The sequence below is a fragment of the Phycobacter sedimenti genome, from assembly GCF_038148855.1.
Taxonomy (GTDB): domain Bacteria; phylum Pseudomonadota; class Alphaproteobacteria; order Rhodobacterales; family Rhodobacteraceae; genus Phycobacter; species Phycobacter sedimenti.
Window position 1 is genome coordinate 155,857 of the sequence record NZ_JBBVGR010000005.1, and the last position, 19,058, is coordinate 174,914.

19 protein-coding genes are annotated in these 19,058 nt (G+C 62.3%); 11 read left to right on the forward strand and 8 right to left on the reverse strand.

What is annotated here, in order from left to right; genetic code table 11:
* Nucleotide 1 precedes the first annotated feature (1 nt).
* Nucleotides 2-1,258, reverse strand: a complete 1,257-nt coding sequence (locus AADA15_RS10500; RefSeq protein ID WP_341641511.1) for an ABC transporter substrate-binding protein — start codon at nucleotides 1,256-1,258, stop codon at nucleotides 2-4.
* Between the two features lie 205 nt (nucleotides 1,259-1,463).
* On the opposite strand from AADA15_RS10500, the gene AADA15_RS10505 reads away from it, so the two are divergent.
* Complete coding sequence (locus tag AADA15_RS10505) at nucleotides 1,464-2,162, forward strand: response regulator (RefSeq protein WP_341641512.1); 699 nt, start codon at nucleotides 1,464-1,466, stop codon at nucleotides 2,160-2,162.
* Between the two features lie 3 nt (nucleotides 2,163-2,165).
* Nucleotides 2,166-3,599: a sensor histidine kinase gene (locus tag AADA15_RS10510; RefSeq protein ID WP_341641513.1), complete on the forward strand. Its 1,434-nt coding sequence runs from the start codon at nucleotides 2,166-2,168 to the stop codon at nucleotides 3,597-3,599.
* A gap of 69 nt (nucleotides 3,600-3,668) precedes the next feature.
* Here AADA15_RS10510 and AADA15_RS10515 read toward each other — a convergent pair whose 3' ends face one another.
* Both AADA15_RS10515 and AADA15_RS10520 read right to left on the reverse strand, forming a co-directional pair.
* Nucleotides 3,669-4,775 carry a DegT/DnrJ/EryC1/StrS family aminotransferase gene (locus AADA15_RS10515; protein ID WP_341641514.1) on the reverse strand — a complete coding sequence of 369 codons (1,107 nt, stop codon included), beginning with the start codon at nucleotides 4,773-4,775 and terminating at the stop codon, nucleotides 3,669-3,671.
* A complete protein-coding gene (locus tag AADA15_RS10520) occupies nucleotides 4,772-5,188 on the reverse strand; it encodes a sugar 3,4-ketoisomerase (RefSeq protein WP_341641515.1) in 417 nt (138 codons plus the stop codon). Before AADA15_RS10520 ends, AADA15_RS10515 begins: the two co-directional genes overlap by 4 nt.
* A gap of 179 nt (nucleotides 5,189-5,367) precedes the next feature.
* On the opposite strand from AADA15_RS10520, the gene AADA15_RS10525 reads away from it, so the two are divergent.
* From AADA15_RS10525 to AADA15_RS10555, 6 genes are all read left to right on the forward strand, one after another.
* Nucleotides 5,368-6,048, forward strand: a complete 681-nt coding sequence (locus tag AADA15_RS10525) for an acetyltransferase (RefSeq protein ID WP_341641516.1) — start codon at nucleotides 5,368-5,370, stop codon at nucleotides 6,046-6,048.
* A 3-nt stretch (nucleotides 6,049-6,051) separates the two neighbouring features.
* A complete protein-coding gene (locus AADA15_RS10530; RefSeq protein WP_341641517.1) occupies nucleotides 6,052-6,981 on the forward strand; it encodes a glycoside hydrolase family protein in 930 nt (309 codons plus the stop codon).
* Nucleotides 6,978-7,919 carry a GNAT family N-acetyltransferase gene (locus tag AADA15_RS10535; protein ID WP_341641518.1) on the forward strand — a complete coding sequence of 314 codons (942 nt, stop codon included), beginning with the start codon at nucleotides 6,978-6,980 and terminating at the stop codon, nucleotides 7,917-7,919. Before AADA15_RS10530 ends, AADA15_RS10535 begins: the two co-directional genes overlap by 4 nt.
* The gene (locus AADA15_RS10540; protein WP_341641519.1) at nucleotides 7,916-8,875 is read left to right on the forward strand and encodes a glycosyltransferase; all 960 of its coding nucleotides are present in this window, start codon (nucleotides 7,916-7,918) and stop codon (nucleotides 8,873-8,875) included. Before AADA15_RS10535 ends, AADA15_RS10540 begins: the two co-directional genes overlap by 4 nt.
* A 495-nt stretch (nucleotides 8,876-9,370) precedes the next feature.
* The gene (locus tag AADA15_RS10545; RefSeq protein ID WP_341641520.1) at nucleotides 9,371-9,652 is read left to right on the forward strand and encodes a hypothetical protein; all 282 of its coding nucleotides are present in this window, start codon (nucleotides 9,371-9,373) and stop codon (nucleotides 9,650-9,652) included.
* 245 nt (nucleotides 9,653-9,897) lie between these two features.
* Nucleotides 9,898-10,605, forward strand: a complete 708-nt coding sequence (locus AADA15_RS10555) for an NAD-dependent deacylase (RefSeq protein WP_437343189.1) — start codon at nucleotides 9,898-9,900, stop codon at nucleotides 10,603-10,605.
* A 99-nt stretch (nucleotides 10,606-10,704) separates the two neighbouring features.
* On the opposite strand, the gene AADA15_RS10560 is transcribed toward AADA15_RS10555, so the two are convergent.
* From AADA15_RS10560 to meaB, 4 genes are all read right to left on the reverse strand, one after another.
* Nucleotides 10,705-11,190: a copper chaperone PCu(A)C gene (locus AADA15_RS10560; RefSeq protein WP_341641521.1), complete on the reverse strand. Its 486-nt coding sequence runs from the start codon at nucleotides 11,188-11,190 to the stop codon at nucleotides 10,705-10,707.
* 71 nt (nucleotides 11,191-11,261) lie between these two features.
* Nucleotides 11,262-11,612 (reverse strand): hypothetical protein, encoded by a 351-nt coding sequence (locus AADA15_RS10565; protein ID WP_341641522.1) that lies wholly within the window; start codon nucleotides 11,610-11,612, stop codon nucleotides 11,262-11,264.
* 124 nt (nucleotides 11,613-11,736) lie between these two features.
* Nucleotides 11,737-12,027 carry a 50S ribosomal protein L28 gene (rpmB, locus tag AADA15_RS10570; protein ID WP_341641523.1) on the reverse strand — a complete coding sequence of 97 codons (291 nt, stop codon included), beginning with the start codon at nucleotides 12,025-12,027 and terminating at the stop codon, nucleotides 11,737-11,739.
* Nucleotides 12,028-12,208: 181 nt separating this feature from the next.
* Nucleotides 12,209-13,186 (reverse strand): methylmalonyl Co-A mutase-associated GTPase MeaB, encoded by a 978-nt coding sequence (gene meaB / locus AADA15_RS10575; protein ID WP_341641524.1) that lies wholly within the window; start codon nucleotides 13,184-13,186, stop codon nucleotides 12,209-12,211.
* A 152-nt stretch (nucleotides 13,187-13,338) separates the two neighbouring features.
* Between meaB and hrpB the strand changes: the two genes are divergently transcribed.
* On the forward strand, nucleotides 13,339-15,813 hold the full coding sequence (gene hrpB, locus AADA15_RS10580; RefSeq protein ID WP_341641525.1) for an ATP-dependent helicase HrpB: 2,475 nt from the start codon (nucleotides 13,339-13,341) through the stop codon (nucleotides 15,811-15,813).
* Nucleotides 15,814-15,943: 130 nt separating this feature from the next.
* Here hrpB and AADA15_RS10585 read toward each other — a convergent pair whose 3' ends face one another.
* On the reverse strand, nucleotides 15,944-16,708 hold the full coding sequence (locus tag AADA15_RS10585) for an SDR family NAD(P)-dependent oxidoreductase (RefSeq protein WP_341641526.1): 765 nt from the start codon (nucleotides 16,706-16,708) through the stop codon (nucleotides 15,944-15,946).
* A gap of 223 nt (nucleotides 16,709-16,931) precedes the next feature.
* Here AADA15_RS10585 and AADA15_RS10590 point away from each other — a divergent pair, with 223 nt between their 5' ends.
* Nucleotides 16,932-17,390 carry an NUDIX hydrolase gene (locus AADA15_RS10590; protein WP_341641527.1) on the forward strand — a complete coding sequence of 153 codons (459 nt, stop codon included), beginning with the start codon at nucleotides 16,932-16,934 and terminating at the stop codon, nucleotides 17,388-17,390.
* Nucleotides 17,391-17,480: 90 nt separating this feature from the next.
* Nucleotides 17,481-18,974, forward strand: coding sequence for an inorganic phosphate transporter (locus AADA15_RS10595; RefSeq protein ID WP_341641528.1), 1,494 nt, complete (start codon nucleotides 17,481-17,483; stop codon nucleotides 18,972-18,974).
* Nucleotides 18,975-19,058: the final 84 nt, after the last annotated feature.

Sequence of the window (19,058 nt, forward strand, 5' to 3'; positions counted from 1 at the left end):
CTTACATGGCCAGCTTGATAGCCTTGACCAGCTTCTCGGTTGCCTCTGTAGAGGACATGTCCGAGTTGAAATGCGCCGTCACCACGTCGATGAAGGCCCCGCGGACCGCGCCGGCCTGGGCGATCTCATGGGCCATCGATCCCATCAAGGTGCCCCCTTCGGCCGCCGAAACCATATCGTCCATGGATTTGACCGCGCAGGCGTCAAAATCGCCGCGCGGCACATCGGTGCGCGCCGGAATGGAGCCCTTGAACAGGTTGAAGGTTTCCTGGAACTCGGTGCCGAGGATCAGCTCTGCCAGCAGCGCCTGCCCCTGCACATTGTCATCGCCTTTTACGTTGAACATGGCAAAGCTGTCGGAGTTGAGGATATAGCCCCCGTCCGAGGGCGTCGCGGCGCAGATGTAATCCTTGCCCGGCTCAAGGCCTGCAGCGGCAAATTCGCCCTTGGCCCAGTCGCCCATGATCTGCATCGCCGCCTCGCCGCGCATCACCATGGCGGTGGCAAGGTTCCAGTCGCGGCCAGGGAAATCCGGATCCACATAGCCGCGCATCTTGCGCATCTGGTCAAAGACCGCGACCATCGTGTCGGACCCCAGCGCGTCCATGTCGAGATCGACCAGCGCCTTCTGGTAGAAATCGATCCCGCCCACACCCAGCACCACGGTTTCAAACACGGTTGCGTCCTGCCAGGGCTGACCGCCATGCGCGAGCGGGATGATGCCCGCGGCCTTCAGCTTTTCTGCCGTGGCGTTAAACTCCTCCCAGGTGGTGGGCACATCGGCGCCGACCTTGGCCAGCACTGCGGGGTTGGCCCAGATCCAGTCGACCCGGTGCACGTTGACCGGCACGGCAACGTACTGGCCGTCATGTTTGACGATGTTCTGAATGGTTTCGGGCAGCACCTTGTCCCAGTTCTGCGCGGCGGCCACCTCGCTCAGATCGCCAAGCGCGCCTGCCTCGGCCCACTCCTGAATGTTCGGCCCCTTGATCTGCACCGCGGCAGGCGGATCGCCTGCCAGCACCCGCGCGCGCAGAACCGCCGCCTGGGCATCGCCGCCACCGCCCGCGACCGGTGCATCGACCCACATGCCGCCACGGGCCTTGAAGGCCTCCTGCAGCGCTTGAACCGCCTTGGCCTCTCCGCCCGAGGTCCAGTAGTGCAGCACTTCTGCCTTCGGCTCAGCCAAGGCAGGGGCCGCAACGGTCACGGCCAGCATCGAAGCGGCGCCAAGCAGCGCCTTTGCAACTTTGTTCATGATATCCTCCCAGATTGCGCCCGTATCTGCGGGCGCTTGAGGAGTCACTCTACCGGGAATTGCACCCGCGCGGTCCAGTCAATTTGTTGCGATTTGTTGCGTTCTGCGCCAAGGTCGGGCGTCAAGCGAAACAAATTGCTACACTACCCTACCCCTCCTTGCCATCATGGCAGGCCAATACACAGACAAAGGATAAGGCGTTTCCGTGCCCTTGGTGCATATCGTCGAAGACGACAGCGAGATTTCGGATCTGCTGTCCACCTACCTGTCGGGCCGGGGGTTCGACTGCAGGGTCTCCGCCTCTAGCGAGGTCGCGAAGGCCCGTGCGCCTTCGGAATTTGATGTCTTCGTTGTAGATGTCATGCTGCCCGGAGAGGACGGATTGTCCTTATGCCGCTGGCTGCGCGAGAGATCGCAAGTGCAGATCATCATACTGTCTGCGGTCAAGGGTGATACCGAGCGCATCATCGGCCTTGAACTTGGCGCCGATGATTACCTGGAAAAGCCCTTCAACCCACGCGAACTGCTGGCGCGTATGAATGCGCTGTTGCGGCGCACCAAGGGGCAACCCGAGCGCAAGGCGCCGACAGGACAAATCCGCTTTTCCGGATGGGGCCTCGATTACACACGCCAGAAGCTTCATAGCCCCGCAGGGCTGCTCGTACCGCTCAGCTCGACCGAGTACCGCCTGATCACCGCGCTTGTCAGCGCCCTACCGGAGCCACTGTCGCGGGAGGTGATTGCCCGCGAGATTTTTGGCGTGGAGCTAGGCCCCGAGGATCGCCGGGTGGACATCCTTGTCAGCCGGTTGCGCAAAAAGTTGTTCGCAGCCGACGCAGAGGCCGATTTCATCAAGACCGTGCGCAACCGGGGGTATCAGTTCTGCGCCCCTATCGGGGACTAGACCGTGGGCCTCTATGCCCTTGTGATCCGCGTGCTTCGGCATCTGCCCGGATCGCTGGCGCAGCGCCTGCCTTTGCTGGTGGTTCTGTCCTTTCTCGCCGGTAGCCTGGTCGCCGGCTGGACCCTGCACCGTATCTTCGACCGCCGCTCTGCGCTCTTGATCGCAGAGACCTCGGGCCCCGCCCTGTTGCAGATCATAAGAGGTACGCGCTCAAGCAAGGCGTCTCCATCGGGCAGCTTGCCCCCTTATGACTGGCAAATCGCTCCCAGCGGTTTCACGGCAGAGGCCGCCCATACCGTTCCCCTGATCCTGATCCTCGATGGTCAACGCGTACGCGCTGCAGCCGTATTTGATGCTCCGCCCAAACGACCCGATGCCCTGCGCGCCTCGGACAGACCGCAATCCCCGGACCGGCGACTCGGCGATCTGTCGCGCGCAATTGCCCGGCAGGACAGCGAGGCGGTGTTGTCGGTGTTCCAACCAGACGGAACCGTTCTGTCGATCGCAGCCCCGGAACTGTGGCGCAACCGGCTCGAAGAGACCAAGGTCGCGCTGATCGGGCTGGCGGCCTTCCTTCTGGGGATGGCCGCAATTATCCCGTTGGCCATCAACCTGGCAGCCCCGTTCCGGCTGCTCGCGCGGCGCGGCACAGCGCAGCTGCCTCCGCTGGCCTCGCTGGAGGCGGTGCAGGTGCGCGACCGCATAGACCACCTGAAGGAACGCTTTGCCGAGGAACAGGACCTGAAGGCGCAAGGATTGGCCGCGATCTCTCACGACCTGCGCACGCCAGTGACCCGTCTCAGGCTGCGCAGCGAATTTCTGGACGACCCTCACCTGCACGGCAAGTTCAGCGCCGATCTTGACGAAATCTCGCGCATCATCGACGGCGCCCTGGATCTGCTCAGCATCCGCCATCAAAGCGAACAGAGCCACCTGTTTGCCCTGGCAAGTCTCGTGGAAAGCCTGGTGGACGACTACCGTGACACCGGGCGCAACGTTGCGTTTCTGGGCCAGCGCCCCATGCGCCTGCCGGGTGTGCCGACCCTATTCGGTCTCAGCGCGCCCGTCCGCGTCGAAACCGAGGGACAAAGCATGATGCGCGGGCAGCCGGACAAGCTGCGGCGCGCCCTTGGCAACCTGATCGACAACGGGTTGGCGCATGGCAGCCGGGTCACGGTCTCAATCAGGAGCAGTGGCTCGGATGCGCTGGAGGTCGTGATCGCAGACGATGGCCCAGGCATTCCGCCAGACCGCATCGCCGCCATGATGCGCCCGTTCTCGCGCGGCCACACGCGCGGCGCCGGTGTCGGACTTGGCTTGGCCATCGCCCAGGAGATTGCCGAACTGCACGCGGGCGACGTGACCTTGGAAAACGGCGAAAGAGGGCTTATCGCGCGGCTGCGGGTGTTGCGCGGTCTCAGCCCCTTGCCCCCTTGATCGCCTGCGAAATGACAGGCACTGCGGCACAGACTTCAGATCTGGCACGAACAGGCAGATCGGATGCCGTCAAAGCGCCTTAACGCAGTCGTTCACGACATCGATCACCTGCGCGACCTGACTGGCCTCCAAATGAGGGCCGATCGGAAGGCTCAGAACTTCGCTTGCGAGCTGAGCGGCCAGGGGAAGCTGGTGGTCCGTCAACCCCAGATCCGCATATGCCTTTTGGGCATGTGGCGGGATCGGGTAGTGTATCAGAGTCTGCACACCGGCGTCGGCAAGCGCATGGGCCAGAGCATCACGCCGAGGATGGCGAATGACAAACAGATGCCATGCCGAGCAGGCGCCATGGGCGATTTTCGGAAGGACAAGATCTCGCCCCCGCAGCCCATCGAGGTAGGCGTCGGCCACCTTGGCGCGACGGGCATTCCATTCGTCCAGAACCTCGAGTTTAACCTTGAGGAAAGCCGCCTGAACAGGATCCAGACGACTATTGAGACCCGGATATTCGTTTTGATATTTTTCACGCGAGCCATAGTTGCGCAACATGCGCAACCGGTCGGCAAGGGCCGGATCATTGGTCGTAATCCCCCCGCCGTCTCCGACAGCGCCAAGGTTCTTGCCGGGATAGAAGCTCCAGCAGACCAGATCCCCATGGCCGCCGATCCGGGTTCCATCCCAGGTCGCCCCATGGGCCTGCGCCGCGTCCTCGATCACGGCAAGCCCCAGCTCCCTTGCTGTTGCGATCATCTCGGCCATGTTTGCGGGCTGACCATACAGGTGAACGGGGATCACAGCCGTTACGCCCGGCTGCATGGCAGCGCGGATGCCTTCCGCAGTGATGTTGTGCGTATCGGGGTCGGGCTCCACCGGCACCGGGGTGGCGCCGCATTGGCTGACCGCTAGCCAGGTCGCCACATAGGTGTTCGAAGGCACGAGAACCCTGTCACCGGGTCCGATTTCCAGAGCCATCAGCGAGAGCCTCAGCGCATCCAACCCGTTCGCAACCCCAATAGCGTGTTCGACCCCGCAGTACCTGGCAAAAGCGGCTTCGAAGGCTTCGACTTCGGGCCCCAGAATGTACCAGCCGGACCGCAAGCTGCGCAGCATGGCTGGCTCCGCGCGTTCGGACAGTTCGTCATAGGCAGCCTTGAGATCCAGAAAGGGAATGCTCATGGCCGTTGCGCCTTGGCAGCCGTGAGAAACTCATCGTAATCGCGAATATAGTCGGTTTCCGTATAGGGCGCCGAAGCAAGCACCATACAGACAGCCCCGGACGAAAAATTGTCCAGATACCGCCACATCATCGGACAGATATAGATGCCGTAATATGACCGGTTCAGGTGAAAGCGCTTCTTTTCTGTCCCATCATCGAGAACAACGTCAAAACTGCCGGACATCGCGACCATGAACTGATGCAGGCCCTTGTGGGCATGCTCTCCACGATCAGAGCCACCGGGAACATCATAAAGATAATAGACCCGCTTGATATCGAAGGGGATGTGATTCATGCCCTCGATAAAGGTGAGATTCCCGCGCGCGTCTTCGATTTTGGGCAGGTCAATGAACTTGCAGTCGCTAAGGGGCACGTTTGGGTCTCCGAGAATTGACTGTGTTTTTCTTTGGTGTCAGCGCTGCGCGGCTGACATGGGATCCGCAGGGTAAGGGCTTTGTCCCTTTGCGAAGCTGTCTACCATATTGTAGGTTCCGATCAATCGAATTGACCGGGCGAAACAAGGTCCGAACAACCACTGACAGGAAGGCGTAGATGGCCAAGAACAAGAAGCTATTGCTGATCGGGGCTGGTGAATTTGCCGATATCGCCTTTGAGTATTTCACCCATGATTCCGACTATGAGGTGGTCGGTTTCGCGGTGGAAGCCGCCTTTTTGACGGAAACCGAGAAATTCGGCTTGCCAGTTGTCGCATTGGAAGAAGCAGAAAACCAATTCGCACCGGATGAGGTCGAGGCGCATGTCGCCGTGACCTCAACAAAGCTCAACCAGGTGCGCGAGCGGCTGGTGGGCATGGCCCGCAACAAGGGCTACCGACTTGCCAATTACATCAGCTCCCGGGCCTTTGTCTGGCGAACGGCATCCTTGGGCGAGAACGTCTTTATCTTCGAAAACAACGTTGTCCAGCACGGTGTCAGGCTCGGCGACGGGGTTGTCCTGTGGAGTGGCAATCACATCGGTCACCAAAGCACGATAGGAGATTTCTGCTTCCTGTCCTCACATGTGGTGGTATCGGGCTACTGCACAATCGGGCGGCGCAGTTTCATTGGCGTGAACGCCAGCCTCGCCGACAACATCACACTCGGAGAAGACTGTTTCGTGGCGCTGGCCGCCGTCGTGAACAAGAATTTCCCGGATCCGGGGCTGATCCTGTCGGGACATCATGCCGAACCCTCGCGCGTGTCGGCCTATCGCTATTTCAAGATCAAGGCATAAGTCATGGCGTGGCAGAAACTCGGGCAGGTCTTCTGCCCTGATGGCACCTCCGATTGGGCCAGGCACAGCTTCATGACACCGGTTCCGCTGCAGATCAGCCGCGATGTCATCAGGATCTGGGGCGGTATGCGCGATGACGCGGGGATCAGCCGCATCGGGTGGATCGATGTGAGCAGCACCGACCCCACCAAGGTTCTTGACGTTTGCAAGGCCCCGGCTCTCGATCTCGGCGCGCCCGGCATGTTCGATGACAACGGCGTCATTCTTGGGGACGTCATCGCGATGCAGGACGGGACCCTGCGCATGTACTACGTGGGCTTTCAACTGGTGCAGAAGGCCAAGTTTCTCGCCTATACCGGTGCCGCGGTCAGTACCGACGACGGGATGCGCTTTGAGCGGTTGCAGCCAACGCCGGTGCTGGATCGCGCGCCGCAAGCGCCGTTCATCAATGCATTGCACTCGATCGCGCCGGTCGAGGGCGGTTTCAGGGCCTGGATTTCCTGTGGGCAGCGCTGGCAGATGATCGAAGACAGGATCTTCCCCCAGTACAATTGCTGGACCCTCTTCAGCAAAGACGGGCTGCATTTCGACATGGAAACCGCAACTCCAACCCTGGATGTGCAACAGGACGAGTACCGGATCGGGCGCCCACGCGCCAATCGCCTGCCGGGTGGCAGCTATGAGATGCGGGTGACCTCTGACACCCTGGCCAAGCAATACGCCTGCTATCGGGCGACCTCTCCCGACGGTATCACCTGGCATCGCACCGATGATGTGGAACTGCCCCGCGGCAAGCCGGGAGAGTGGGACGATCAGATGACCTGCTACCCCGCGCGTCTGGATACGGTCCAGGGGCAAAGCTACCTCTTCTACAACGGCAACAACATGGGTGAAACCGGTGTCGGCGTCGCCATTCTGGACGGCGAGACATGAGCACACTGGACCTGCGCCGCTATCGGCCCGCAGATGCCGCCGAATGGGACAGCTTCGTGCGGTCCTCAAAGAATGGCACCTTCCTCTTTCAACGCGGTTTCATGGACTACCATGCCGACCGTTTCGAGGATCATTCCCTGATGATCTACGAAACCGGCAAGCTGCTGGCCCTGCTGCCCGCCAGCCGGAGCGGGGAAGAGCTGGCCTCGCACGGCGGACTGACTTATGGGGGCGTGATCTCGGGCGCAAAGATGAGCGCGGCCCGGATGCTGGCCGTGTTCGACGCCGTGAAAGCCCACCTTGTTGCCGAGGGCGTGCGAACCGTTCACTACAAGGCAATCCCGCAGATCTACCATGACCAACCCGCCGAAGAGGATCTCTATGCCCTCTTTCGCAACGGCGCAGAGCTTGTCCGGGTCGATGCCTCGGCGACCATCGCCCTGCCGCGGAAACTGGCTTTTGGCAGCGGCAAGAAGGATGGTGTGCGCAAGGCCCGAAAGGCCGGCCTTGTCGTGCGGGAGAGCCAGGATTGGGAGGCCTGCTGGGATTTGCTGACCCGGGTTCTTGCGGATCGGCACGATGCACGCCCTGTGCACAGCCTGGATGAAATCCGCCTTCTGGCCGGACGGTTCCCGGATAACATCCGACTGTTCGGCGCGTTTGACGATGAAGCTATGCGCTCGGCACTGGTGATATTCGACTGCGGCCCGACTGTGCATGTGCAGTACATTGCCTCATCCGATTATGGCCGCACCCACGGCGGGGTCGATCTGATCGTGAAAACCCTGATCGACGAAATCTACGCCGACCGCCGCTGGTTCGATTTCGGGATCTCCACGACGGACCAGGGCATGGCCCTGAACGAGGGGCTCGCCCGCCAGAAGGAGATGTTCGGGGCACGGACAACCGTCTACCAGCAATACAGGTGGATGCTATGAGCGGCACGACCGATCTCAAGTGCAGCTATTCCATCGTATTGATGACCTACAATCAGGCGGACTACGTCGCCGATGCCGTGCACGCCCTTTTGGCACAGGACTGTGCACCGCTCGAGATCCTGATCTCTGATGACTGCTCGACCGATGACACCTTCGACATCGTGCAGGACGCGGTGCGAGGCTATGAAGGACCGCACCGTATTGTCTTGAACAGGAATCCAAAGAACCTCGGCGTAAACCGTCACATCAAGAAATGCTACGATCTCAGCACGGGTGAGGTGATCATCGCGACCTCTGGCGATGACATCTGCTACCCCAATCGCGCGGCGCGTACGATTGAGGTCTTCGAAACCCAAGCGCCACTATTGGCCTTTTCACAAGCGCGTGTTGAAACCTTCGACGGCCAGGAAATGCCGCGCAACTATCAAAAGGCGACGCTCTACTCGCGCCAGGATGCCCTGTCCGCTGCGGTGTCGATGCAGCTCTACCTCGGCGCAACATGCGCCTGGCACAAGGATCTGTTCAGGAAATACGGTCCGATTGCCTATGACAACTGCTATGAAGATCTTATCTTCGGTTTCCGCGCTGCGCTGGAGAAACGCATCGCCTTCATAGATGAAGATCTGGTCAGCTATCGGCTTGGAGCCGGTCTGACCAGTTCTGCGTCCCGATACACGACGCCCGAGGCCTACCAGGCAAAGCGTGCACGCGATATCCAGCGCGAGATCTCGGTCCTCCGTCAAAGGCGCGATGACGGCCGCCTCTTCGGGTTACGGGCAGATGATCCGATTATGCGAACCATAGAACGGCGCCTTGTGGATAGAGAACTCCGGCATACCTATGTTACCGGTGGCGCCGGGGCGCTGTGTCGCCAGGGGTGGCGACGTCCTCTCGGTATCCTTGGCGCCCTTGTGTCCGAGCAACGCCGTCACCGCAAGGCACGCCGCAATAGATAAGGTGCGGGAGAATCCGATCGCGGACGCAGGCACGGTCTGCACCACAAACCCGAAGGGCCTTCAGGAGAAGTGCACCCAGAAAACTGAATAGCCAGCCAAGGCGTGTCCCTAACCTTTGAAGGGCTACGAGAATGGCGAAGCGCAGAGCCTTTGCAGATCGGTTTAAGGCAAAGGTCCCGTTATAAGCGCTGCGCGGTGACAGCCCGTGCAGGAGATTGGGGCGAAGGATCAGCTTCACTCGAACCATGTGAGCATATGAAAGCGGCAGACCATTGATGCAATGGCGGCTACCGAATACCTTGCGACGACGTCTGCGCCCAGGCCCTGAACGAGGCAATCGCACGACACGCCCCCCCAAAAAAATCACGAATACGGATCAAGGCAGACAGCCTCCCGTTCGACCTGGATCACCACGTTGACCGAGACGGGCAGGCGCATCTCGATGGACGGGCGCAGACGTTGTCTGAACAACATCTTCAACGAGCGTCTCTGGCGATGACTGAAGCAGGAAGCGGGTTATCTCGAAGAAATCACGATGGTTTAAAGGACCGAAGCGTCATCAAGAGCTGGATGACCTTCGACAACGCCAAACGCCCCTATTCGGCGCTTGATCGGCACCTTCCCAAAGGCAATGGTGGCCCCATGCATCTCTCAATTCTTGAACTGCGCCAGCACGTCCAGACAGTGTTTCTTGCTGGACTTTGGCTGATCCTTCCGCCGCCGGGAAATGCCGTTGCGGTTTCAGGCGACAAAGGGCCTCAGCCGCCCCTCTCGTGACAGTGCAGCGCATCGGGCCGCCGGGCCGCCGGGCCGTGATCGATATCATGTTTGTCGGGATCAAAGACTGGCGGCACGTTGCAACCAGATGTGACACATGCCCGAAGGTCATTTTGAAGGCAATCGCTCAGGCTGCAATCGTTGCTTGGGGCTTGTGTGTCCTGAGCCTAGGCAGACGCACAGAATCCGTTTACGAATCCTTAATGCTCCTGTTCGAGAGGCCAAAAGAGAGAGGTTTTGCTGCAATGGGAATGAGTGATGGCAAGATCATCATCCTGACCGGAGCCGGGATATCCGCCGAAAGCGGCCTGGGCACTTTCCGGGACGAGAACGGCCTATGGGCACAGCACCGGATCGAGGATGTCGCCACGCCCGAAGGCTTTGCCCGCGATCCAGACCTGGTGCACCGGTTCTACAATGCCCGCCGGGCGCAGGCGGCCACCGCGACCCCGAACGCGGCTCATATCGCCCTTGCCAACCTCCAACGCAAATGGCCCGGTGAGGTGATCATCATCACACAGAACGTGGACGGGCTGCACGAAAAAGGGGGCGCTTCGAAGGTTCTGCACATGCATGGCGTTCTGGACGGCGCGCTCTGTGCCGACTGCGATCACCGATGGCCTGCTCCGGCGGAAATGTTCCCATCTGACACATGCCCGGCCTGCCGCGCCCCCAGCACCCGCCCCGACATCGTCTGGTTCGGAGAGATGCCCTACGACATGGAGGAGATCTACGATCACCTCGGAAATGCGGATATCTTTGCATCGATCGGCACCTCCGGCCAGGTCTACCCCGCCGCCGCTTTTGTTCAGGAAGCCCGGAGGGCAGGCGCTCATACGATTGAGCTGAACCTTGAACCCTCCGCCGGAGCCTCCAGTTTTGCCGAGAGCCGCCTGGGCCCCGCCACGGAAATTATCCCGGCCTGGACGGATGAGTTGCTGGCGCAGCTCTGATCAACCCCTTGGCGCGGCTCATTAGACGCAAATGGCCAGCCCCAAGGGGCTGGCCAGATCGGCAGCGCGGCAGACCGCGCCGCTGTATTGTCCGGGGACTTAGTTCGAATGCTTGCCGTGCATCATGCCGCCATGACCCGGCTTGCGCTCCAGATCGACGGGCACATCGACGCTGACTTCGCCTGCCTTCTCGAACACAAGGGTCAGTGGCACCATGTCACCGTGATGCAGAGTTTCCTTGAGGCCGAGGAACATCACGTGATCGCCGCCACGCATCAGCATGTGGGTCTCGCCTGCCGGGATGGCAAAGCCCTCCTCCACATGCACCATCTTCATCACGCCGTTGGCGTCGCTCAGGTGCGTGTGCAGCTCAACGCGTTCTGCCACGTCCGAACGCGCATTGATCAGCCGGTCATCCGCGCCGGTATGGTTCATGATCTGCATGAAGGCAGCGCCGCTTGCGGACATCTTGGTGGACACGCGCGCATAGGCGTCATGCACCATCATGCCACCGGCCATTGCGGCCCCGGCCAGGGTCAGTGCGGCTACGCTGGATGCGGCGAAAACGAAAGATTTGAAAGACATCTGAGGTCTCCTGTTAACATAGTCTGTCTAAGTGCCCGGCCCGTCGGACCGGAAGGTGTCGTGAAGTAGGGTCAGACAGACACAGGAGGCCCACGCGCAAAGGCGCCGGACACAAAGGACGCATGCCACTCTGCCGCGAACATGGGACGGAGCGCGCTGCTTGCGACATCCGCAAACGTTGGCAGACCAAGGGCAACAGGGGCAGACGCATCCAAAAGATGCATGATGCAGTCCGGACAATAGTGCGGCGGCCGGGTCGGCTGCCCCTCGCTGTCGACATAGATCGTCACCGGCCCTGTGCCCGTGCAGATCACCATCTGCCCCGTGGCATCCTGCGTCCCGCGCGCAGCCGCCGCACTATGGGCGGTCAGCAGCACGGCCAGGGACAGGAAAATCCCGACGAATATGCGAAGTCTTTGCATCATCAGTTGCAGATATGCCCACGCCCGGCAGCAACTTCAACCCAGATCACACGCGGCCACAACGGCAAAACGCCGCGCTGGGAGGTCCAGCGCGGCGCTTCAAGAATTGGATCAGTGCAGCGGATCAGGCCTCGGCAGCCTGCGCCTTGGCAATCTCTTTCTTCACTTTCAGCGCAGCAGTGGACAGATCTTCGTCCTTGGCTTTGGCAAGGAAGGCGTCCAGACCACCGCGGTGATCGACCGAGCGCAGAGCAGCTGCGGAGATGCGCAGCTTGATGCCACGGCCCAGAGTCTCGGACTGCAGGGTGACGTCGTTCAGGTTCGGCAGAAAACGACGCTTGGTTTTGTTGTTGGCGTGGCTGACATTGTTGCCAGTCATCGGGCCTTTTCCGGTCAGTTCGCAACGGCGCGACATGGGTTCTTCCTTCGTATCTGGGGCGACACAACGGGAAACCACCCGAATCTGCCGCCAAATCACAAGGGGCGCTGCCATTGGCTGCGCCCGAAAACTGGTTGGATGCGTTTAGGAGGAATCACGGGCAGGGTCAAGACATATGGCAGGGTTTTATCTCCACCCTTCTCAGGAAAGTGCCTCCCTACTCCAGCCCAAGCCCCTTCAGCATATCACGCGCCGCCGCTGCAGGTGTCTGCGCCCCCGCGGCAACCTCCTCGGACAGCTCTGCCATGCGCCCCTTCGCCCATGGTGTTTCAAGGCGCGCCAGCAGAGCCTGGCGCACGTCTTCGGCGAACCAGTAGCGGGCCTGCTCGGCCCGGGTGCGCTCCCAGTTGCCGCTCTCGCGCCGCCAGGATGCCAACTCCTCGATATCTTTCCAAGCGGTCTCAAGCCCCTCGCGCGCCAGGGCCGAAACCATCATCGCCTTGGGGAACCCATCGGGATCCTGCGGGCGCTTGCGAAGCAGGCGCAGCGCACCGGCATAGTCTGCGCAGGTGCGCGTCGCCGCCGGTTTCAGATCGCCATCGGCCTTGTTCACAAGAATCATATCGGCCATTTCCATGATGCCCCGCTTGACCCCCTGCAATTCATCCCCCCCGGCAGGCGCCAGCAGCAGCAGGAACAGATCCGACATCTGCGCCACCACGGTTTCGGACTGACCCACCCCGACGGTTTCGATCAAGACCACGTCGAAACCCGCCGCCTCGCACAAGGAAACCGCCTCGCGTGTACGCCGCGCCACGCCGCCCAGCGTCGTCTGACTCGGGGAGGGGCGGATAAAGGCACTCTTCTGGCGGCTGAGATGCTCCATCCGCGTCTTGTCGCCCAGAATGGACCCGCCCGAGCGCGCCGAGCTGGGATCCACAGCGAGCACCGCAACGCGCAGGCCCCGCTCCACCAGCATCATGCCAAAGCTCTCGATAAAGGTGGATTTGCCCACCCCCGGCGTGCCTGACAGGCCGACGCGCAGGGATTGCCGGCCGGATTTCGCCAGTCGCTCAAGCAGTGCAAGCGCCTGCTCGCGGTGGTCAGCGCGACCGCTCTCGACAAGGGTAATCGCCCGCGCCAGCGCGCGCCGGTCGCCTTTCAGGATCCTCTCCTCCATCTCAGCGATATCCATGGCTTGCCCCCTGTTCTGCCCCGGCTTTTTTCAGATCCCGCCTAAATGACGCAGGCAGGGCCGGATTGTCCAGTGCCCAGGCCGCCGCAGTTTTGTTGCCTCGGGACCTGCGCCCTCTGGACCCGCCCCATGGCATTGGCGATAAGGCTGCCATGACACGCCTGCCCATTGATGACGCCCTGCCCGAGCTGATCACCGCCCTGCGGGGGCATCGCCGCGCCGTGCTGCAGGCGCCGCCGGGTGCAGGCAAGACCACCAAGGTGCCGCTTGCGATTCTGAAGGCCGAGCTGTGCGAAGGCCGCATCATCATGCTGGAGCCGCGCCGCCTTGCCGCGCGCGCCGCCGCTGAGCGCATGGCCGAGACCCTGGGCGAACGGGTCGGTGAGACGGTCGGCTACCGCATTCGCGGTGAGGCCAAGGTCGGCAAGGCAACCCGGATCGAGGTGGTGACCGAAGGCATCCTGACGCGAATGCTGCAATCGGACCCGGACCTGCCCGGCGTGGGCGCGGTGATCTTCGACGAATTCCACGAACGATCATTGAATGCCGACCTTGGCCTTGCGCTGTGCCTCGAGGTCGCAGGCGCGCTGCGCGACGATCTGCTCCTGCTGGCGATGTCGGCAACGCTGGACGCAGAACCGGTCAGCACCCTGATTGCTGCACCGCTCGTCACTTCCGAGGGGCGCAGCTACCCGGTGGAAACCCGCTGGCTGGAGCGCCCCCTGCCCGCGAATGCACGGCGCATTAATGCGCTGGTCGATCTGGTGGTTCAGGCCGAGGCGGAAACGCGCAAGCAGGGCGGCGGCATCCTCGTCTTCCTGCCGGGTGAGGGCGAAATTCGCCGCGCTGCCGCCGCGCTGGACAGCCGCCTGCCCAGTGACTGTTCGGTCCACCCCTTGTTCGGCGCCCTGCCCTTTGCCCAGCAGCGTGCTGCCATCCAGCCCGCCGCATCGGGGCGCAAGGTGGTTCTGGCTACCTCCATCGCGGAAACCTCGCTGACCATTGAAGGCGTGCGCGTGGTGGTGGACATGGGCCAATCGCGCCGTGCTCGCTTCGATCCCGGCTCCGGCATGTCGCGGCTGGTGACAGACCGCGTCACCCGCGCCGAGGCCACCCAGCGGCAGGGCCGTGCCGGGCGCGTCAGCGAAGGGGTCTGCTATCGCCTCTGGAGCAAGGGAGAGGAAGGCGCGCTTGCCGCCTTTCCCCCACCCGAAATCGCCTCGGCCGACCTTGCGGGTCTCGCGCTGGAGCTGGCGCTCTGGGGGGCATCGATCGACGATCTAGCCTTTCTCACGCCTCCGCCCGAAGGCGCCCTGCAAGAGGCACGCAGCCTGCTGTCGTTCCTCGGGGCACTCGATGATCAGGGCCGCATCACCGCTCACGGCAAGGCACTTTCTGCCCTGCCCTTGCACCCGCGCCTTGCGCATATGCTCCTGCAGTCCGGCCCTGCCCAACGCGCCGAGGCGGCCACGCTCGCCGCCCTTCTGGCCGAGCGCGACCCGCTGCGCGGCGCCCCGGCTGACCTGATGCTACGGCTTGAGGCCATCAAAGATGCAAAGGGATTTCAGCGCAAACGGCCCTACCAGGTTGCGCTGCCCGTGATAGATCGCATCCGCGCCGAGGCCCGCAGGCTGGAACAACATTTGCGCAAGACCGATGCTAGAGGGCAGACGCGCCTGTCGCCTGCGGCCCTTGCAGCGCTGGCCTATCCCGACCGGATCGGCCAGCGCCGCAAGGGCGATGCGCCGCGCTATGTGCTGTCGGGCGGCAAGGGGGCGGTGCTGGCGCCAGAGGATACGCTTGCGGCCGCGCCCTTCCTCGTTGCGCTGGATACAGACGGCAACCCGCGCGAGGCGAAGATCCGCACGGCTGCGCAGATCAGCCTTGGCGAGATCCGCGGTCTTTTTGCTGATCAGATCGCCTGGGTTGACAGCTGCGCCTGGTCCAAACGGGAGCGCCGCGTGATCGCACGGAGCCAGGAGCGTCTTGGAGCCATCGTGCTGGACGACCGCATATGGAAGGATGTTCCGCCCGAAGATATCGCCCGTGCCATGCTCGACGGGGTGCGCGACCTGGGTCTGCGGCTGGAGGGCGCGGCCGCGCGCCTTGTATCCCGTGTTGAACTGCTACGCGCCGAAGGGCACGATCTGCCGGATTTCTCGGCCAGCGGCCTGATCGAGACGCTGGAAGACTGGCTGTTGCCCATGTTGGTCGGTGTGAAAACCGCACAGGACTGGAAGCAGTTCGATATCCTGCCCGCCTTGCGCGCGGCCCTCAGCTGGGAGCAGACACAGCTTCTGGACCGGGAAACGCCGGGCAGCTTCATCACGCCCCTGGGCCGCAAGATCCCGATCGACTACGGACAGGAGGTGCCGGAGATTTCCGTGCGCCTGCAGGAGATGTTCGGCGTCACCCGCCATCCCACCGTCGCAGGTGTGCCTTTGAAAGTAACGCTTTTGTCGCCCGCCCAGCGCCCGATCCAGATCACCCGCGATCTGCCGGGGTTCTGGGCCGGATCTTACGCCGATGTTCGCAAGGACATGCGCGCGCAATACCCCAAACACCCCTGGCCCGAAGATCCGACAGAGGCCGATCCGACCCTGCGGGCAAACCGGCGCAAGTCCTGAACCTGCGCTCAAAGTCCCGCCGTATCCCGCGACCGCAGCGCGCATCTGCGCGCTGCCACGCCCAACGGCGGATGCTGCATCTTCGATGCGGCAGGCTGCGGGCGGGAGCCGCTCCGCTATGTGGCCTTTTTTAGCCCTTGTCCGGCTCGGCACGCAGCGCCGGCAGGCCGATCCCCGTGGCTTCGAAGCCGCCATCGGCCGCGAGGATCTGCCCGGTGATGAAACTCGCCTTGTCCGACAACAGGAAAAGGATCGCCGCCGCGATCTCTTCTTCCTTGCCATAGCGGTTCAGCGGCAGGGCATCGTGATAAGCGGCAATGATCTCGGGGCTGTGCACCGCCATGGCCAGCTTGGTCGCCACCGGTCCCGGCGCCACTGCGTTCACACGAATACCAATCTCTCCCAGCTCGGCCGCCTGCTGCAGGGTCAGCTGCGCAAGGGCCGCCTTCGAGGTGCCATAGGCCACCCGCAGTGTGCTTGCGCGCAGGCCCGAAATCGACGTGATATTGACCACGGCCCCGCCCCCATCCGCTGCCAGCATATCGGTGAAGGCCTGTGTCATCAGGAAGGGCCCGTCCAGGTTCGTCTCCATCACCCGGTGCCAGCGTTCGAATGTCGTCTCCCGGATCGGGCCGAAATCGGCGACGCCCGCGTTGTTCACCAGACCGTCGAGCCGCCCGAAGGCCTCCGTCACCTCTGCCAGCGTCCGCGCGACATCTTCTGGCCGCGAAACATCCGCATCGATCAGGGTCGCGCCCGGCACTTCCCGCCCCGCGGCCTTCAGCGCCTCCGCATCGCGGTCAAGGATGGCCACCTGCCAGCCTTCCGCCATCAGCCCCTTGGCCGTCGCAAGTCCGATCCCCCGTGCGCCGCCAGTCACCAGTGCTGTCTTCATCTCTGCCTCCTCCCGAAAGTGTTCAGCGCTCTTGCAAGGGGCCGGATCCCATCCCCAAAGCCTGGGCGCTGATGTGGCGAAAAGCTCATATTTACCGGGCAAACTCAAGCTGGGATTGAAAAACGCATATGTTCCACATACATTGGAGCGCTAACAGGGCCCCTCAACGGGTCAGACGGCACGAGCACAGAAAACCAAAAAGACCACCGAAAGCAGTTCAGGCATGACATCGCTCCTTTCACAGGCATGGGAAGAGTTCCTTCGCCCCATGATCTTCCGGCCCAAACGGGTGCAGGTGGCAGCGCTTTGCTGCCGCAAGACCGGCTCCGGCACCGATGTCCTGATGATCACCAGCCGTGGCACCGGGCGCTGGATTATTCCCAAGGGCTGGCCGATCCGCGGCAAGAACGGCCCTGAATCCGCCTTGCAGGAAGCCTGGGAAGAAGCCGGGGTGGCAGATGCCCGCATCGAACAGGCGCCGCTTGGCACGTATGCCTATTCGAAAGAACGCAACAATGGCGTCAGCGAACCGGTTGAAACGCTGGTTTATGTTGCCGAAGTCAAGCGAATGAAGGACGAGTACCCCGAGGCTCATCAGCGCAAACGGGTTTGGATGCCGGCCAGGAAAGCCGCAAACCTCGTCCGCGAGCCGGAGTTGCAGGATCTGCTGCGGCAATTGTAACAGCTTTGTAAATATTTTGTGACGCCACCCTTGCGCCAGCGCGGGCGCAGGGCTACCGCAGTGCCCATTCATGGCATGGGGACGAACGGCATGGGCGACAATCACGGCGAAAAGATCGACAGCAAGCACTGGGAGACGCTGGACCGGGACCTGAACCGGATCTCGCAGCTGGAGCTGGCAACGGCCTACGTTTCTCGCCCCCTTGTCGGCCCCGGCATCGCCCTGGCCTTCATCGTGCTTGCAGGCGCTGCTGCCGCTGTCTTCCTTGGCAGCGCACCGGTCAATTTCGTCGTCATCGCCGCAGCCGTCTTCGGGGCCTACATGGCGCTCAACATCGGCGCCAACGATGTAGCCAACAACATGGGGCCGGCGGTGGGTGCGAACGCGCTGACCATGGGCGGCGCCATCGTGATCGCTGCCATCGCCGAAAGCGCCGGTGCACTGCTGGCCGGGGGCGATGTGGTTTCGACCATCTCCAAGGGGATCATCGATCCGCAGGCGGTTGCCACCACAAATGTCTTTATCTGGGCGATGATGGCGGCGCTGGTGTCTTCGGCGCTTTGGGTGAACCTGGCGACCTGGATCGGCGCGCCGGTTTCGACCACCCATTCGGTGGTGGGCGGCGTCATGGGCGCGGGCATCGCGGCGGCAGGCCTGTCGGCGGTCAACTGGACCACCATGAGCAAGATCGCCGCCAGCTGGGTCATCTCACCTGTGCTGGGCGGGATCATTGCGGCGCTGTTCCTTGCGGTCATCAAGGCCAAGGTGATTTATCAGGAAGACAAGATCGCCGCTGCCCGGAAATGGGTTCCGATCCTGGTTGGCATCATGGCCGGTGCCTTTGCCTCTTATCTGGCGCTGAAGGGGCTCAAGAGGATCATCAAGATCGACCTCCAAACCGCCCTTCTGATTGGCCTGGCCTTGGGCCTTTCAAGCTGGCTGATCACACGCCCGCTGATTGCGCGCCAATCCGTCGGCCTTGAGAACCGCAACAAATCCCTCAAGATCCTGTTCCGTATCCCGCTGGTGATCTCGGCGGCGCTTCTGTCCTTTGCCCATGGCGCCAACGACGTGGCCAATGCGGTTGGCCCCCTTGCAGCCATCGTTCATGCATCCGAGTTCGGAGATTTTGCCGCCAAAGTGGCAATCCCGACCTGGGTGATGGTGATCGGCGCCTTCGGCATTTCCTTCGGCCTGTTCCTGTTTGGCCCCAAGCTGATCCGCATGGTGGGCAGCCAGATCACCAAGCTGAACCCGATGCGCGCCTACTGCGTGTCCTTGTCCGCCGCTATCACGGTGATCGTGGCCAGCTGGCTGGGCCTGCCGGTTTCGTCGACCCATATCGCGGTGGGCGCGGTGTTCGGCGTCGGGTTCTTCCGCGAGTGGCATGCCGAGAACCGGTTGCGCAAATTCTCGCTGCAGCGCCCCGCAGAGCTGCGCATCGCGCCCGAGGAACGCCGACGCCGCAAGCTGGTGCGCCGCAGCCACTTCATGACCATTATCGCCGCCTGGGTGATCACCGTCCCCGCCGCCGCGCTTTTGTCCGGCGTGACTTTCTGGGTGCTGACCACCATCATCGGCTGACCCCATAGGACAGTACTGAAAAGAAAACCCCTCGCAGCACATCGCGGCGAGGGGTTTTCTTTTTCAATCGGAGCCAATCAAGCC

Excerpts from the sequence above, each read along its gene's own strand:
- rpmB (WP_341641523.1), bottom strand. The coding sequence starts at position 12,027 with ATGTCGCGCCGTTGCGAACTGACCGGAAAAGGCCCGATGACTGGCAAC.
- AADA15_RS10500 (WP_341641511.1), bottom strand. The coding sequence starts at position 1,258 with ATGAACAAAGTTGCAAAGGCGCTGCTTGGCGCCGCTTCGATGCTGGCC.
- AADA15_RS10565 (WP_341641522.1), bottom strand. The coding sequence starts at position 11,612 with ATGCAAAGACTTCGCATATTCGTCGGGATTTTCCTGTCCCTGGCCGTG.
- AADA15_RS10535 (WP_341641518.1), top strand. The coding sequence starts at position 6,978 with ATGAGCACACTGGACCTGCGCCGCTATCGGCCCGCAGATGCCGCCGAA.
- meaB (WP_341641524.1), bottom strand. The coding sequence starts at position 13,186 with ATGGATATCGCTGAGATGGAGGAGAGGATCCTGAAAGGCGACCGGCGC.
- AADA15_RS10545 (WP_341641520.1), top strand. The coding sequence starts at position 9,371 with ATGACTGAAGCAGGAAGCGGGTTATCTCGAAGAAATCACGATGGTTTA.
- AADA15_RS10555 (WP_437343189.1), top strand. The coding sequence starts at position 9,898 with ATGGGAATGAGTGATGGCAAGATCATCATCCTGACCGGAGCCGGGATA.
- hrpB (WP_341641525.1), top strand. The coding sequence starts at position 13,339 with ATGACACGCCTGCCCATTGATGACGCCCTGCCCGAGCTGATCACCGCC.
- AADA15_RS10595 (WP_341641528.1), top strand. The coding sequence starts at position 17,481 with ATGGGCGACAATCACGGCGAAAAGATCGACAGCAAGCACTGGGAGACG.
- AADA15_RS10540 (WP_341641519.1), top strand. The coding sequence starts at position 7,916 with ATGAGCGGCACGACCGATCTCAAGTGCAGCTATTCCATCGTATTGATG.
- AADA15_RS10590 (WP_341641527.1), top strand. The coding sequence starts at position 16,932 with ATGACATCGCTCCTTTCACAGGCATGGGAAGAGTTCCTTCGCCCCATG.
- AADA15_RS10525 (WP_341641516.1), top strand. The coding sequence starts at position 5,368 with ATGGCCAAGAACAAGAAGCTATTGCTGATCGGGGCTGGTGAATTTGCC.
- AADA15_RS10530 (WP_341641517.1), top strand. The coding sequence starts at position 6,052 with ATGGCGTGGCAGAAACTCGGGCAGGTCTTCTGCCCTGATGGCACCTCC.
- AADA15_RS10560 (WP_341641521.1), bottom strand. The coding sequence starts at position 11,190 with ATGTCTTTCAAATCTTTCGTTTTCGCCGCATCCAGCGTAGCCGCACTG.
- AADA15_RS10515 (WP_341641514.1), bottom strand. The coding sequence starts at position 4,775 with ATGAGCATTCCCTTTCTGGATCTCAAGGCTGCCTATGACGAACTGTCC.
- AADA15_RS10585 (WP_341641526.1), bottom strand. The coding sequence starts at position 16,708 with ATGAAGACAGCACTGGTGACTGGCGGCGCACGGGGGATCGGACTTGCG.